Source organism: Providencia sp. PROV_01, from assembly GCF_053098325.1.
This window is the reverse complement of the sequence record NZ_JBRFKD010000002.1, coordinates 99620-115084: the sequence shown is the minus strand read 5'-3', so window position 1 is coordinate 115084 and position 15465 is coordinate 99620. Positions and strand designations below refer to the sequence as shown.

The 15465-nt window shown below is 41.4% G+C and carries 12 protein-coding genes and 3 tRNA genes; 9 read left to right on the top strand and 6 right to left on the bottom strand.

Going from position 1 to position 15465, the window contains the following annotated elements; genetic code table 11:
• Positions 1-62 precede the first annotated feature (62 nt).
• Positions 63-533: a thioesterase family protein gene (locus ACU696_RS01190; RefSeq protein WP_004907373.1), complete on the bottom strand. Its 471-nt coding sequence runs from the start codon at positions 531-533 to the stop codon at positions 63-65.
• 154 nt (positions 534-687) lie between these two features.
• Here ACU696_RS01190 and pldA point away from each other — a divergent pair, with 154 nt between their 5' ends.
• The 5 genes from pldA to ACU696_RS01165 all read left to right on the top strand — a co-directional run bounded on the left by pldA (position 688) and on the right by ACU696_RS01165 (position 6420).
• Entirely contained in the window at positions 688-1581 is an 894-nt protein-coding gene (gene pldA, locus ACU696_RS01185; RefSeq protein ID WP_004907375.1) for a phospholipase A, read from the top strand.
• 110 nt (positions 1582-1691) lie between these two features.
• Entirely contained in the window at positions 1692-3518 is a 1827-nt protein-coding gene (gene recQ, locus ACU696_RS01180; RefSeq protein WP_110731580.1) for an ATP-dependent DNA helicase RecQ, read from the top strand.
• Positions 3519-3538: 20 nt separating this feature from the next.
• Positions 3539-4534 carry a lysophospholipase L2 gene (gene pldB / locus ACU696_RS01175; protein ID WP_004907380.1) on the top strand — a complete coding sequence of 332 codons (996 nt, stop codon included), beginning with the start codon at positions 3539-3541 and terminating at the stop codon, positions 4532-4534.
• Between the two features lie 13 nt (positions 4535-4547).
• Positions 4548-5360, top strand: coding sequence for a sugar/pyridoxal phosphate phosphatase YigL (gene yigL, locus ACU696_RS01170; RefSeq protein ID WP_004907381.1), 813 nt, complete (start codon positions 4548-4550; stop codon positions 5358-5360).
• 256 nt (positions 5361-5616) lie between these two features.
• Positions 5617-6420, top strand: coding sequence for a tetratricopeptide repeat protein (locus ACU696_RS01165; RefSeq protein ID WP_109912146.1), 804 nt, complete (start codon positions 5617-5619; stop codon positions 6418-6420).
• Between the two features lie 3 nt (positions 6421-6423).
• Here ACU696_RS01165 and ACU696_RS01160 read toward each other — a convergent pair whose 3' ends face one another.
• From ACU696_RS01160 to rsgA, 4 genes are all read right to left on the bottom strand, one after another.
• Positions 6424-6762, bottom strand: a complete 339-nt coding sequence (locus ACU696_RS01160) for a hypothetical protein (protein WP_004907384.1) — start codon at positions 6760-6762, stop codon at positions 6424-6426.
• 8 nt (positions 6763-6770) lie between these two features.
• Entirely contained in the window at positions 6771-10112 is a 3342-nt protein-coding gene (gene mscM, locus ACU696_RS01155) for a miniconductance mechanosensitive channel MscM (RefSeq protein WP_004907385.1), read from the bottom strand.
• A gap of 33 nt (positions 10113-10145) precedes the next feature.
• Positions 10146-11042, bottom strand: a complete 897-nt coding sequence (gene asd / locus ACU696_RS01150) for an archaetidylserine decarboxylase (RefSeq protein WP_117162648.1) — start codon at positions 11040-11042, stop codon at positions 10146-10148.
• 156 nt (positions 11043-11198) lie between these two features.
• Positions 11199-12251, bottom strand: a complete 1053-nt coding sequence (rsgA, locus tag ACU696_RS01145; protein WP_109912144.1) for a small ribosomal subunit biogenesis GTPase RsgA — start codon at positions 12249-12251, stop codon at positions 11199-11201.
• A 110-nt stretch (positions 12252-12361) separates the two neighbouring features.
• Here rsgA and orn point away from each other — a divergent pair, with 110 nt between their 5' ends.
• From orn to ACU696_RS01125, 4 genes are all read left to right on the top strand, one after another.
• Entirely contained in the window at positions 12362-12907 is a 546-nt protein-coding gene (gene orn / locus ACU696_RS01140; protein WP_110731581.1) for an oligoribonuclease, read from the top strand.
• Positions 12908-13171: 264 nt separating this feature from the next.
• Positions 13172-13247 (top strand) — tRNA-Gly (locus ACU696_RS01135).
• A 40-nt stretch (positions 13248-13287) separates the two neighbouring features.
• A tRNA-Gly gene (locus ACU696_RS01130) sits at positions 13288-13363 on the top strand.
• Between the two features lie 39 nt (positions 13364-13402).
• Positions 13403-13478 (top strand) — tRNA-Gly (locus ACU696_RS01125).
• A gap of 686 nt (positions 13479-14164) precedes the next feature.
• On the opposite strand, the gene queG is transcribed toward ACU696_RS01125, so the two are convergent.
• Entirely contained in the window at positions 14165-15346 is a 1182-nt protein-coding gene (queG, locus tag ACU696_RS01120) for a tRNA epoxyqueuosine(34) reductase QueG (RefSeq protein WP_110731582.1), read from the bottom strand.
• Between the last annotated feature and the right edge of the window lie 119 nt (positions 15347-15465).

Here is a 15465-nt window from a genome sequence, read left to right as displayed (position 1 = left end):
ACATTGCTCAGGTTTTTTTACAAGTTATTAGTTTAGTAGGTGACTAATTATTTGTATCTATTTTATCCCACCAGGTAAGTTGCCGTTGCTGTCGCAATATGCTGATTGTTTTCATTATGAAGTTCGCAGCGTGTAACGGCTATTTTATTACCATCTCTTAATAAGCTGGCACTGGCGGTAAAAAGTTGGCCTCGACCAGGGCGTAAATAATCAACTCGTAGGTCGATTGTTCCCATGCGAGACATTTTGTCGACAATCTCAGTATGAGTTAATGGATTAATGCGCTGCAAAATACGGTTAATACACACCATGCCTCCTGCAACATCTAAAACCGAAGCGATCACACCGCCATGTAAAATGTTCTGAGTGAAATTACCAATTAATTGCTGACGATTTTCAACGGTAAGCTGAACAAAATCATCATTTAGACTCATTAACTTAATCCCAAGTAATTGGTTAAATGGCATTTTATAAATAAATGCATGGCTCATTAACTCACTGGCTTCTTCTAAAGTATAAGTACGGTCATTCATCGTTTTCATCCTTTAAAAATATGTAAATAATAAGTTAACATTACGTGTAAATTATGTCTCTAACAAACGAATGAATAATCTTTCAACAGTTATTCAGTTTTGTGTGTAAAATAGGACAAACTTTTTTTGGACGATGTTGAAATAGGAATGACTAATGCGCGCTTTACCGATTTTGTTAAGTGCAGTGCTCAGCTTTTGGTCTGCTTCACTGTTTGCGACTGAAAATACAAGTATTCAGCCTGAACAAGATGTCAAAAATACCCTACCAATACGTGGAAGCATCATTTCAGGATTACTACAACACCATGATAATCCATTTGTATTGTATCCGTATGAATCGAATTACATCATTTATACCTATACCTCCTCGATGAATAAAAAAGCGATTTCTAGCTATAATTGGGGCGATGATGCGTTAAAGGATGAAGTTAAATTTCAACTAAGTTTAGCTTTTCCATTATGGGCCGGTATTGCTGGTGATGATTCCATTTTAGCCGTTTCTTATACTCAACGTTCTTGGTGGCAGTTAAGCAATAAAAAAGAATCTTCACCATTTAGAGAAACCAACTATGAGCCTCAGGTGTTTGTTGGCTGGCTAACTGACTACCAATTTGCGGGTTGGACGTTACGTGAGATTGAAACGGGCTTTAACCACGAGTCAAATGGGCGCTCAGAACCGACCTCTCGCAGCTGGAACCGTGTATATGCGAGGGCAATGGCGCAAAATGGTAATTGGCAAGTTGACCTTAAACCTTGGTACCGCATTCATGAAAGTGAAGGGCGTGATGATAATTCTGATATTACCAAATACATGGGCTACTATCGCTTAAAGGTAGGATATGCATTGGGAGATAGCGTATTTACTACGACTGGACGCTATAACTGGAATACCGGTTACGGTGGTGCAGAGTTGGGGTGGAGTTATCCAATTAGTAAACATGTGCGTTTTTATACCCAGTTGTTTAGCGGATATGGTGAGTCGATGATAGACTACAATTATCGCCAAACCCGTTTTGGTATCGGTGTTATGCTAAACGATATGTTGTAATGGAAGAAAAACTCAGTGCTCTATTCAGTTCTGAGTGAAATACCAAGTCATAAATCAACAACTTCGCTGCTCAATTGGGCAGCGGCTTGTTTTATCGATTGAGGAAGTTTGTGTCCACAGCTTGCGTCATTAACCAACTTTCATTGGCTGAACATGTGCTTAATAGTACATTTGGTTATCAGTCATTTCGCCCCGGGCAAGATGCTGTCATTGGGGCCATTTTAGATAACCGTGATTGCTTAGTGTTAATGCCAACAGGGGGCGGTAAATCCCTTTGCTACCAGGTCCCTGCTTTAGTTAAAGAGGGGGTCACACTGGTCGTTTCGCCATTAATATCATTAATGAAAGACCAAGTTGACCAATTAAGGTTACATGGGGTTAATGCGGCATGTTTAAATTCATCACAAACGTCACAAGAACAGCGTCAAATCATGGAGCTGTGCAGTCAGGGGGAAATAAAATTACTTTATGTTGCCCCTGAACGGCTATTAACTGATTATTTCCTAAGCCAATTAGCAGGGTGGAATATCACTTTGCTAGCCGTGGATGAAGCCCACTGTATTTCTCAATGGGGACACGATTTTCGCCCTGAATATCGTGCACTAGGCCAATTACGGCAATCATTACCTAATGTACCCGTGATGGCGTTAACCGCAACTGCAGATGAAACCACACGTGCAGACATTATTCGCTTATTGGAGCTACATGAGCCATTAGTTCATGTGAGTAGCTTTGATAGGCCAAATATTCGTTATACCTTAGTCGAAAAATATAAACCGTTAGATCAACTTTGGTTTTTTATTAAAGGCCAAAAAGGAAAAGCGGGTATTGTTTATTGTAACAGTCGCAGTAAGGTTGAAGAAACGACAGAGCGCTTGCAAAAACGAGGCCTAAGCGTTGCAGCATACCATGCAGGGTTAGAGGCTGCTCAACGGGAGTGGGTACAAGACGCATTTCTAAAAGATAATCTGCAAGTTGTCGTGGCGACAGTGGCTTTTGGGATGGGAATTAATAAATCAAACGTTCGGTTTGTTGCTCATTTCGATATTCCACGTAATATCGAAGCGTATTATCAAGAAACAGGGCGAGCAGGGCGTGACGGTGTTGAGGCCGAAGCCATTTTATTTTATGACCCGGCCGATATGGCATGGTTACGTCGTTGCCTTGAGGAAAAACCTGCAGGTATGCAGCAAGATATCGAACGGCATAAGCTGAATGCCATCGCGGCTTTTGCTGAAGCACAAACCTGCCGTCGTTTGGTGTTACTCAATTATTTTGGCGAAAATCGTCAGCAGCCTTGTGGTAACTGTGATATTTGCTTAGACCCGCCAAAACAGTACGATGGGTTAGTGGATGCGCAAAAAGCGCTATCCTGTATTTATCGTGTTGGTCAGCGGTTTGGTATCGGCTATATTGTAGAGGTATTGCGTGGTGCTAATAATCAACGTATCCGTGATTTAGGCCATGACAAACTGCCTGTTTACGGTATCGGTAAAGAACAAAGTAATGAACATTGGGTTAGTGTGATTCGCCAATTGATCCATTTAGGTATGATCACTCAGAATATTACGCATTTTTCAGCGCTTCAATTAACTGAGGCTGCACGGCCTATATTACGGGGTGAAGCGGCACTAAAACTAGCAGTTCCGCGTGTTTTAGTGGTAAAAAGCCGTAATCAACAAAACAAAATTTATCATGGCAATTATGATAAAAAATTATTTGCGAAACTGCGTAAATTACGTAAGTCCATTGCAGATGAAGAAAATATTCCACCATTTGTCGTGTTTAATGATGCAACATTAATTGAAATGGCTGAGCACACTCCAACTTCACCTGCCGAATTATTGTTAATTAATGGTGTTGGCGAGCGTAAACTCGAACGTTTTGGAGTGGCATTTATGGCACTTATCCAAGACCATCTTGAAGGTTATGAATGAATAAATAAGGAAACTGCAGGATGACGCCTGAAAACCTAAAAGAGAGTTGGCTGAATCGAGAAACTCAATTTTCTGCTTTTACAAATGGCCCGCTTTTAGATTTCTGGCAACATCGAGAAGAATCTCAATTTATGGGAGTTGATGATATTCCCATTCACTATGTCCGTTTTATTCATCCAAAGCACCATAAAGCGATAGTCATTTCACCGGGGCGTAGTGAAAGCTATGTGAAGTACCCTGAAGTGGCTTATGATTTTTATCATTTAGGCTATGATGTTTTTATTATTGATCATCGTGGTCAAGGGCGATCAGGGCGCATGTTAGCTGATCCTCAAAAAGGCCATGTTGAAAAATTCACTGATTACATTGACGATTTTGAAAAGTTCATTGAGCTTGAGGTTAAATATCGGCATTACCCAAAATGTTATGCATTAGCACATTCAATGGGAAGTGCTATTTTAGCAGGGTATTTGTTGCGAGATAACGTCACATTTGATGCCGCAACCTTATGTGCACCGATGATTGGTATTAATTTACCCATGCCTCGTTGGATGGCGAGCTTTATTGTTGATAGAGCGGAATCGCGCGAAAGCGTTCGTAATGATTACGCGGCCTCTACTGGGAAATGGCAGCCATTACCTTATTTAATCAATGTATTAACACACAGCTCGGAGCGTTATCGGCGCTACTTACGTTATTATGCCGATTATCCTGAATTACGCTTGGGTGGGCCAACTTATCATTGGCTACGTGAAAGTTTTGTGATTGGCGATGAGCTAATTGCGAAAGCGGGAGAAATTGATGTGCCACTGATGGTGTTGGAAGCCAGTGAAGAAAAAGTGGTCAGCAATAAAGAGCTACAAGCTTTTTGTCAAAGCCGACAAAAAGCGCAAATAGGACGAGAAGAAAAATTACCTCTCATTATTGAAGGGGCACACCATGAAATCCTATTTGAAGTGGATGCATTAAGAGCGATGGCGCTCAATGCTATCTGTGATTTTTTTGAGCAGTATTAGTTAGGGTTTGAATATGAAATATCCTGTAGTTGCTTCCGATTTGGATGGGACACTGTTATCTCCCAATCATGACTTAACGTCTTATACAAAAGACACTTTGAAACAGCTAGTAACTTCGCAAGATGTGCATTTTGTGTTTGCAACAGGCCGTCACCATGTGGATGTTGCTCAAATCCGTGATGGTTTAGGTATCGATGCGTATATGATCACGTCTAATGGTGCGCGGATCCATAATACCCGTGGTGACTTAATTTTTGAGCACAATGTTGCCCCTCAAATTGCTCATGAGCTGTGTTTAATGGAATTTGATAACCCTGAGCTTGTCACTAATTACTACCATGGTGATGATTGGTTTATCAACCGTGAAAGCCCTGAACAAAAAGAATTTTTTAAAGAATCGGTATTTAACTACCAGTTGTTTGACCGCCACAATTTTGTTACCTCTGAGGTCTGTAAAGTTTACTACACCAGTGAAGATCATGATTTGCTGGTGGATTTACAACGCCGTATTCAAGCTCGCTGGCAAGATAGAGTGAATGTAACGTTTTCACTGCGTAGCTGTTTAGAAGTTATGGCTGGTACTGTTTCTAAAGGGGAAGCTTTGAAGCAAGTAGCTGCTCTACATGGCTATACACCGAGTGATAGCATTGCGTTTGGTGATGGTATGAATGACAAAGAAATGCTGACGATGGCCGGAAAAGGCTGCATCATGCAAAATGCACATCAGTTGCTAAAAGATGCGTTACCACACATGGAAGTCATTGGCTCGAATAGTGATGATGCTGTTGCTCGTTATCTGAGAAATAAATACCTTAATAACGCATAATTCATTTTGTTATTTGAAATAGAGAAACCAGATAGGCAATATGTTTATCTGGTTTTTTATTATCGCAATTAGACTAGAAACGTAAGTTCCCACAGCGAAAATACAGCGAAACGTGCTTTTTGTGAAATTTAGGTCACTTTTCCTATTTTTTCTGACAAAAAGTAAATTTAAACTAGGAGGATGAGTGTTTAGGTCGATATTAATGGATAGCACTGTTTTCACAGGTTGCATATTGCACTGTTGAGGGTTCCTTAGGATGAAAAGAATTGCGTTAGTACTGTTGTTAGGCTCGATTTGTTTTAGTTCCGTTTTAACTGCTAAACCTACCACTGCGCCAGCATCGGCAACAGTAGCACAAGAGCCCTCGATTGAACAAATTACGCAGTTAGCGCAAAAAGGTGACCCTAAAGCCCAATTCCAGCTAGGTGAGCGTTATTTTAAAGGGTTAGGTGTTTCTCAAGATTCTAAAGCTGCGGCTGAGTGGTTCATCAAGGCAGGAAACCAAGGGAATTCAGATGCGCAATTCCGCCTTGGCACGATGTTCGTAAATGGTTTTGGTGTGCGTCGTGATTATGACAAAGCGATGCTGTGGTACGAACAAGCCGCTGCTCAAGGTGATACCCGAGCTGAAACAAACATGGCGATGATGTACGCGCAAGGCTTAGGTGTTACTCAAAACCTAGAAAAAGCGGCATTTTGGTTTAGAAAAGCTGCGCAGGGCGGGAATATACTGGCTCAATTCCAGATAGGCCAAATGTACTCGATTGGTAGTGGTGTTGATTTAGATGATGAGAAGGCGGTCTTCTGGTTTAGAAAAGCCGCGAAACAAAAAGATGCTAAGTCTCAAGACCGCTTAGGTGTCATGTACTCTGAAGGACGTGGCGTGAAGAAAAACTTGCAGCAAGCCTACGCATGGCTTGCAACTGCGGTTTACAGTGGTAACGCAGAAAGTCATCGTCTACAGAATAAGATTGCGGAGCAGTTAAGTCCTGAAGAATTACAGCAGGCACAAAAATTAGCGGAAGGTTATATTAAATCGTATGGTTTTAAAGCCAGCTAACGATTAAGCAGATGTGTGGGATACGATTTTGTATCCCACCAGTATGACAACCGATAATACAAGATAGCACCAAGAAAGCCGATAAAAACGGTTATTTCCCCAGCCTCGACGAATGGCAAGCTGCTGCTGTTTCGATGATAGCTTGCCACAAAGTACACGAAACCCGACGATATAAACCGCACAATACACTTGCCAAAGATATAGCGTATTAAATGCAAAAGCTTTTCCAACAATTAATAAGATAATTAATGGAATCAAAAAGAATAAAATCGACCCAACACGTTCAAGTTGGGCGATCCTCAAGATCACTAATTCGTCTTTTTCATCTAATTGTAATGGCATAATACGGCTTACAGTTCCCCAGATTTACGGCTTGGATTACGTCCTGAAAGATTGTTTGTCGCACTTTGCAGAGAGTTATCACGGACATCCACCCTTGCTTGGAATGGTGGGAATGGCAAGGTAATCCCTTGTTCAGCAAAGGATACTAGGATGTTTTGATGTATTTCATGGCGCGCAGGTAACCGGTGGCCCATTTCTGCGGCATAGACACGTAATTCAAAAATCTGAATACCTTGTTGTAAATCAACAAGATATACTTCAGGTGCCGGGTTGTCTAAAATCATCGTAGAGCGTTGAGCTGCACGTAAAATAGTATCTGTCACTAATTCACTATTGGCATCAGAAGGTGCAGGAATCGTCATGACAATACGTGTGATCGTGTCAGAAAGTGACCAGTTAATAAATTGTTCAGTAATAAATGCCTTATTTGGCACAATAATTTCTTTTCTGTCCCAATCTGTTAGCGTGGTTGCACGGGTATTGATCTTGGTAATACTGCCGGTCAAGTTACGGATAGTTACTGTATCTCCAATCCGGATCGGTTTTTCAAATAAGATCATCAACCCTGAGATAATATTAGCGAAGATTTCTTGTAAGCCAAAACCAAGCCCGACCCCCATCGCCGCTACAAGCCATTGTAGTTTTGACCACTCAATCCCTAACATAGAGAAGCCAACAATGGTCCCGATAATAGTAATCGTATACTTGGTTAGTGTGCTGATAGCGTAACCGGTACCTGGCGTTAAATCCAAATGTTGGAGTACTGCCAGCTCAAGTAAAGCGGGTAAGTTACGAACTAATTGGGCAGTAACGATAATAGTCAAAATAGCAATGAAAATAGAGCCCATGGTGATAGGTTGTACCGTATCAACGCCATTAACCGTTGAGGTCACATCCCATAAGCGAATATTTTCAAGGAAAGAGAATGCAGTATGTAGCTCAGACCATAGCCAAATTAATGAAACCAAGGCAATCATGGTTAAAATCGAACGAACTAACCCCACAGATTGGGTGCTAATGGTATCCAAGTCGATAACCTGTTCTTCGATATCAATATTTCCTTCGCTACTGGCGTTTGCTTGCTGGCTATCGTCTTCACCTTTAGCACGTTGCGCCAATATCTCAGCACGGCGTTGTTTCGCACGCTCGAAGGCTAATTTACGGCGCTGCATCGACATCCAACGGCGAATAGTATGATAAACGATAAGGATGACAAACCAAATGGCGACAGAAGTTTCTAAACGTGCAAGCAGGGCCTGTGAGGTTGAGAAATAACCTAAAATGGAGAAGAACCCAGCAACAATAGGTGCGAGTAATATCATCCACCACAAGGCCTTATTAACGATATTCTCACCGGACCCATGTCTATCTAAATAGAGAGGGATTTGTGAACGACGCAAGTTGTTGGTAATTAAGCTAAGTGCGACACATAAAAAGATAAAACAGAAACGACCAATACTGGCTGCAAATTCCCTATCGCTATAATGTTCAAAGGTAATAATTGCCATCACTAATGGAACGATGACAAAAATCGCCATTCGGTAATAACGCATCGCACGTTTAACGGAATCTTTGTCCCAACCGAAGTGAGAAATAAATAGCCCGGTTGGACGAGAAAAGGTTTCGCTGATCATAAACAACCACAATAAAGGTGTCGTCGCACTGACACCATAACCTATCGCCGCGGCCATGGGGTATTGCCATGCACTTTGTAAGCCATAGCCGATGGCTGACCACATCATAGGTAGAGGAAGAGCAACAATAATTGACCAGAAAATAGTTCGAATGGTTAAGTAGAACCGGTCTTGTGTCACCTTACCAATACGTAAACTGGAACGGTCAAGAAATGCTTGGTAGTGCTTACGCGTGCTAATACTGAAAATGACTAATGCTATCGAACCAAGAAGATACAAAAAGGTATCTTGAGTTGTCAGCATAACGTTCAGTGCACCAGCAAGTTGGGACAAGGTATCCAGTGAAAGTAATTGAGTAATATCAGTTACTAACATGACAGGATAGCTGATGCTTATTGGTGGAACATCTGCGACCCAGAAAAGATAACGGTTGGAAGCATCTTTGACTTCTTTTAATGCATCGGTTAATTGCCCAGTAGCGACATTAAGCTTCGTTAGCTCTAACATTTCAGCATCGAGGCCTGAAATTAAAGAGGTCAGTAGCTCTCGGCGGGTTTTAATTAATGACTGATAAACTTGCACTTGAGCTGCATTAAGCTCATGCTCGGTTTCTTGCTCGGTTGTATCTACTTTACCTAATCTATCGAGGCTATCTTCATAATTTAAGCGTTGTACGCGTAAATCAGCCATTTCACGATCAAGTTGTTGGCTTTTGGGGATATCAGGCAAACGAGAAAGCTGTGTTCTGAGAGCTTCCCCTAATGTACTTGAACTGCTGATCCACTGAGCTTGCTCGCGAATAGTTGTGAGTGCTTGGCGAGCATCACGGATACTGGTTGAAATTTCTGCTTGGCTATTGGTGATAGCGCTCATGCGCTGTGCCTGAGCGGTTAATTCCTGAGACATTTTGCGGTTAATATCAAGCTGCTCAGTTAAAAATGGCGTTAGTTCCCCTTGTGCGGCCAACATTTCCGTGTGTTCTAACGCTAAAATTGCTTTTTGTTGGCGTTGGGTATTTTGGAAATCACGTAGGTTTTGTAACTCAAGTTCCATACGTTGATAGCGTTTTTTGTATAATTCCAACGTAAGGCGTGAGATTTCTTGGCGGTTATTGGCAGAAAGCTGTGCCATTTCCAGTTCATTAACCGTTGACTTGCGAGCACTTACTTCGGCTTGAGCCAATGTATACTGGGCATCGGCTAATGGCGTTGACGGTGTACTCAGAGACTGAAAGCGCGAAGTGGCTTCAGTGAGTAAACGTCTGGCTTCAGAAAGCTGTTGTGGCAGAATATTTAATGATTCACTGATTTCGCGGCCTTTATCTTGCTCTTGCTGAGTTAAGCGGCTTTGATCGAGTAATTGGCTGCTAAGCTGAATAATACGTTGTTCAAGTTCACCTAAGCTGATACCCACTGGTATTGGGGCCGGCTCATCACTTTCATTAAGAATTTTTTGTCTTATTTCTTTGATAATTCTAGGAAAGTTATCAATGGCTTCTTGATAAGATTTGGCTTTTGCATCGGAATCACGTGTTTCACTCATCCAATTCAAAGCACCTTGTAATGCTTGTGCTATCTCTGCATCTTTGGGGTTGGTGCTTGACTCAAGTTGTTTGAGCTCCTGCTTAATCTGTGCTTCATCCTGCGCTGCAGTTGGTGCTGCAACGGAAGAGAAAACGATTAACAGACTAAGAAAAAAACTGATAATCACACGCACAGTGAGGAGCTCCTTCAAGAGATAATAATTTAACTAAACGTCGATGGATTCTTCTGTCACTGTATTTGCAACAGTTTCAGCGAGTAATTCGCCCATGCGAGTTGCATAACCGGGGATTAGTGATGAATTAAATGTCACTTTGTTAGGTTCAAATAAATTAATCACTGTTGAACCCAATTTAAACAGTCCCATTTCCTCACCTTTTTTCAAGAAAACAGCCCCTTCAGAGTCTAACTCAGGGTAAACCCAACGCTTAATGATGCCTTCACGAGAGGAGTTAACGCAACCGCTCCATACGGTTTCAATACTACCAACGATGGTTGCACCGACGAGGATCTGTACCATTAGGCCGACAGGGGTGTCAAAGACACAAATCAAGCGTTCATTACGTGCAAATAGATTGGGAACATTTTGTGCCGTCAACGGATTTACAGAGAATAAATCGCCAGGAACATAAATCATCTCTTTGAGCAAACCGTCACACGGCATGTGTACACGGTGATAGTCACTCGGGGAGAGGTAAGTGGTAATAAAGTCACCACCACGAAAACGTTCCGCTAATTGGTATTGGCCTGCAAGTAACGCTTCCACTGTGTAATTATGGCCTTTAGCTTGGAAGATAAGGTCATCATTAATCGGGCCTAATTGGCTAACTGCACCGTCAGCAGGTTGAGCAAGTTGGTGCTCTTTTTCGACAATCGGGCGTGCGCCTTCTTTTAGCAGACGGATAAAGAAATCATTAAAAGTGGCATAAGCAGTAAGTTCGCTTTTTTGCGCTTCATTCATGTTGACTTTATAGGCTTTTGCGAACAGTTTAATTGCCCATTGTGTCATGAAACCCGCATTGCGGCTTGCAAACCAGCCTGCAAATTCAGTAAGACATTGTTTTGGAAGCATATATTGCAAGCGAATTTTAATTTTATCTAGCACGTTAACCTCTGATTTTTAAAGGTATGTTAGCAAAAGGGCGGCTATTGTACACAGTTTACTCATCATATTTCAAACGGTCGCGTAACAGGCTAACCGTAATTAAATTATTTAGAGCTGTCTTAGCGTTAGGGAGTTAATTGTAAGCACTCACTAACATTATTTATCTTTTGCCGTAAAATTGCCACGAGGTTTGATTTGTTCCATGCTTTCTAAAATGCGATGGTAGTTTTCAAAACGTGATTCAGCAATTTTATTTGCTTCTACGGCTTCACGTAACAGACAACCTGGATCATCTAAATGTTTACAGTCACGGAATTTACAGCCACCAAGGTAATCTTTAAATTCGACAAATCCTTTGGTCACTTGTTCCGTTGTTAAATGCCATAAACCAAATTCGCGCACACCAGGGGAGTCAATCACATCGCCGCCCAACGGGAAGTGGTATAAACGAGCTGTTGTTGTTGTATGTTGCCCTAGCCCTGAGTTGTCTGAAACCTCATTGACTAAAATCATTTCTTCATTGTGAGGGAGTAATGCATTTAATAAACTTGATTTGCCCACACCAGACTGCCCAACAAATACTGAAACTTTACCTGCTAGCGCGTTAGTAAGTGCTTCCATGCCTTCGTTGGTATGGCTTGAAACTTCGAGAACTTGATAGCCAATATTGCTATAAATCGTCATTAAATCGCTTACCCACTCACGGTTTTCGTCGTCGAGTAGGTCGACTTTATTGAGAACGATAACAGGCTTAATCCCTGTGGTTTCGCAGGCAACTAAATAGCGGTCAATAATATTCAGCGAAAGCTCAGGTAAAATAGCGGAAACTACGACAATTTGGTCAATATTAGCAGCAATCGGTTTTAAGCCATCATAATAATCGGGACGAGTTAGAACAGAACGGCGTTCATGAACAGCTTCGACGATGCCATTTACTTTGATATCGCTCTGTGTGTTCAAGGCTGGCCGCCACACCACGTTATCCCCTGTTACGAGGGATGAAATAGTTCTACGCAAGTTACAGCGCTGGATAGTCCCGTCACTTGCTTGAATGTCAGCATGTTGCCCAAAACGGCTAATGACTAAGCCTTCTTGTGCTTCACCTAATTGGCTATCATCAATTTCAACTGTTTTTTGCTTTTTAAGTCTTTTTTGATGATTTTCTTGAACTCGGCGCTGTTGGCCTTTCGAAAGTTTCTGTTTAGCCACCTGTCCTCTCTTTACTATGGGCTGTATTTTAGGGGTTACTCACGCCTGTCACTGAAGGCATGAAGAGTGCTATCATACCTTAACTTCATAGAATGCAGTTAGGGTATATCATGCAAAAGAATGAGAATAATTTAATTTGGATCGATTTAGAAATGACGGGGCTCGATCCTGTTCGTGATCGTATTATTGAAATAGCGACTATTGTAACAGATAGCCATCTTAATATTTTAGCAGAAGGCCCTGTAATTGCAGTTCATCAAACGAATGAACAACTTGCTTTAATGGATGAGTGGAATGTAAGCACTCACACCAATAGTGGTTTAGTTGAACGTGTGCGCAAAAGTACCGTGAGTGAGCGTGAAGCTGAGCTAGCCACCATTGAGTTTTTAGAAAAATGGGTTCCCCAAGGGGCATCACCGATTTGTGGGAATAGTGTTGGGCAAGACAGGCGTTTTCTATTTAACTACATGCCTGAATTAGAACGCTATTTTCATTATCGTTATCTTGATGTTAGTACACTTAAAGAACTTGCACGTCGCTGGAAACCTGAAATTTTAGCAGGGTTTTCGAAGAAAAATACCCACCAAGCTCTTGATGATATTCGTGAATCGGTCGCTGAACTGGCTTATTATCGGGAAACATTTATTAAAGAATAAATGATTCGTTATGAAAGTCGCCATTGGCGACTTTCATTCGCGGTTTTTTCTCAATAAGTTAACAATGTTAACGTATTGAAATCAGTTTATTACAACGGGTGTTGATAAAATCACCATTGTGATTGAATTGTCAGCAAACGAATAAAAAAATAAAAATTTTGAGCGCAAGGGCTTGCTAGTATCTGAATTTTTCGTATAATGCGCTCCCCGTACCGATGAAGTTTTTGTTATTGAGTCGGCACGTGAAACATCCAGAAATGTGATGCGGGAATAGCTCAGTTGGTAGAGCACGACCTTGCCAAGGTCGGGGTCGCGAGTTCGAGTCTCGTTTCCCGCTCCAAATTTTCTTGATGTTTTAGCTAGAACACTATTTTCGTGATGCGGGAATAGCTCAGTTGGTAGAGCACGACCTTGCCAAGGTCGGGGTCGCGAGTTCGAGTCTCGTTTCCCGCTCCAAACTTTCTTAGTGTTTTAGTTCGATAGTACCCACCAAATGCGGGAATAGCTCAGTTGGTAGAGCACGACCTTGCCAAGGTCGGGGTCGCGAGTTCGAGTCTCGTTTCCCGCTCCAATATTTTCTTTATCTCTTAACTTTTCTTCTTAATTAAATCTCACATAATATTCATTTAACTTAATTTTATTTAAGTAAAATCACTTAGTGCATATGAACTGCGTTTGTTCACTGTTTTTATCCCTTGAACACTGGGATCTAAAAGGGTTTCGCGATCTTTTTTGGATCATATCCAGATTTGTGCTTGCATTCATTTTCAGGGCGCCATAGAATAGCCACCCCTTAGCAATAGGGTGTTTTACTTCCATCTCTAAGATGAAAACATGAAGTTTAAATAATAAACAAAAATATGCTTTTTTATTTACTTCGAGTGTTTTTTCATTTTAATCTTACTTTTTGGTCACTTTTGTATTGCTAGTTAACGTAAAATCAGTGTTTTTCTTTTCAACGCGACATTAGAAAGTTATCCACAGCTAACTCAATCAATCTGAGTTTTTATTGCGATTTGAAATAACTTATTACACAGAGTTATCCACAGGCTAATTAACAAATTCCTGCTGTGCTATTTAATTCTAGCGTTTAAGTTGTATTATTATAACTTGTTGATTTTATTGGTCTGTGAATTATTTTGTCAAAATGAGGCTAGCACAGCTTGCAAATTCTTTACCTATTGTCAGGTAAGCATTTTTTATTTTATTCACATCAATTTGACAATTCTTCATTCCGGATATATAGCAGGCTTTTTTCTAGGCGTCTCTCGGTAAACCTTTGTTAATAGCGCGTACAAGGCGTTTTTGCTGTGAAGTTTGAATTGTGACTTGGTTTGCATCGCGTCGGTTAAGCTGTTGTTGTATAGACCATTGGAAGTGCTCATCTAGCATTTCGTTGATCCCCAATCTATTTTGTAAAGCCAGTACAATACGGTCTTGATAAGGTGCATTACCTAGTGCCACACTGATATTTCGCAGCCACTTAATATAACCAATGCGGCGGATTGCAGAGCCTTCGGTCACCTTTAAAAAGGTTTTTTCATCCCATGAGAACAAGTCAAGTAGCTCTGGTGTATGTAAGTCCTTTCTTGGACTAAAATCATCTTCATCAGTAAGCTGGGAAAAACGGTTCCACGGGCAAATGAGCTGGCAGTCATCGCAACCATAGATCCGATTTCCCATGAGTGGACGAAATTCTTCTGGGATAGCACTATCTAGCTCGATTGTGAGATAAGAAATACAGCGTCTTGCATCGACGGTGTAAGGTTCAACAATCGCACCTGTTGGGCAGGTTGTCATACAAGCAACACAGCGACCACAATCTTCTTCGACAGGTTTATCAACAGGAACGGGTAAGTTAATCAATAACTCACCGAGAAAAAACCAAGATCCTGCTTCACGATTTAAGACTAATGAATGTTTCCCTGTCCATCCTAAACCTGCTTTAACTGCAAGAGGGCGTTCTAAGATTGGAGCGGAATCGACAAAAGGTCGAAAATTAAGATCATCGCTACTGGTGCCATCGGGCAGTATCACTCCGTTAAATTCACGACAATAGTCTAAAATACGATCTGAAAGTTGTTTTAGGCGTTTTTTTAATAGCTTGTGGTAGTCTCGTCCTAGGGCATAACGGCTGATATAACCTAATTCGGGGTTATTTAATGTACTGGCAAATGCGGCTTTGGCGGGCAAGTAATTCATACGCACACTAATGACACGTAACGTGCCTGGGTGCAGTTCGTGTGGTCTGGCTCGCATCATTCCATGGCGGCTCATCCATTCCATCTCGCCATGAAATTGTTTGTCTAGCCATGCTTGTAATTTGGGCTCTTCCGCAGAAAGGTCAGTATCGCAGATCCCTACTTGTTGGAAACCTGCTTCAATGCCCCATTGTTTAATATTCTGAGCGAGAAGATCGAGATCGAGGTATCTTGCCATCAGATCCTATCTTGATAAAGATTAAAACGGCAGGCACTCTATCATGACCTGCGTTGTTCATCAAAATGCATGAAAAATACCGTCAATATTGAGAACAATTATAGGATATTTCTGAACTC

What these genes read in the sequence shown, in the direction of transcription:
- pldB (WP_004907380.1), top strand. Translation starts at nt 3,539, where the DNA reads ATGACGCCTGAAAACCTAAAAGAGAGTTGGCTGAATCGAGAAACTCAA.
- orn (WP_110731581.1), top strand. Translation starts at nt 12,362, where the DNA reads ATGCAAAAGAATGAGAATAATTTAATTTGGATCGATTTAGAAATGACG.
- ACU696_RS01190 (WP_004907373.1), bottom strand. Translation starts at nt 533, where the DNA reads ATGAATGACCGTACTTATACTTTAGAAGAAGCCAGTGAGTTAATGAGC.
- ACU696_RS01165 (WP_109912146.1), top strand. Translation starts at nt 5,617, where the DNA reads ATGAAAAGAATTGCGTTAGTACTGTTGTTAGGCTCGATTTGTTTTAGT.
- ACU696_RS01160 (WP_004907384.1), bottom strand. Translation starts at nt 6,762, where the DNA reads ATGCCATTACAATTAGATGAAAAAGACGAATTAGTGATCTTGAGGATC.
- pldA (WP_004907375.1), top strand. Translation starts at nt 688, where the DNA reads ATGCGCGCTTTACCGATTTTGTTAAGTGCAGTGCTCAGCTTTTGGTCT.
- queG (WP_110731582.1), bottom strand. Translation starts at nt 15,346, where the DNA reads ATGGCAAGATACCTCGATCTCGATCTTCTCGCTCAGAATATTAAACAA.
- yigL (WP_004907381.1), top strand. Translation starts at nt 4,548, where the DNA reads ATGAAATATCCTGTAGTTGCTTCCGATTTGGATGGGACACTGTTATCT.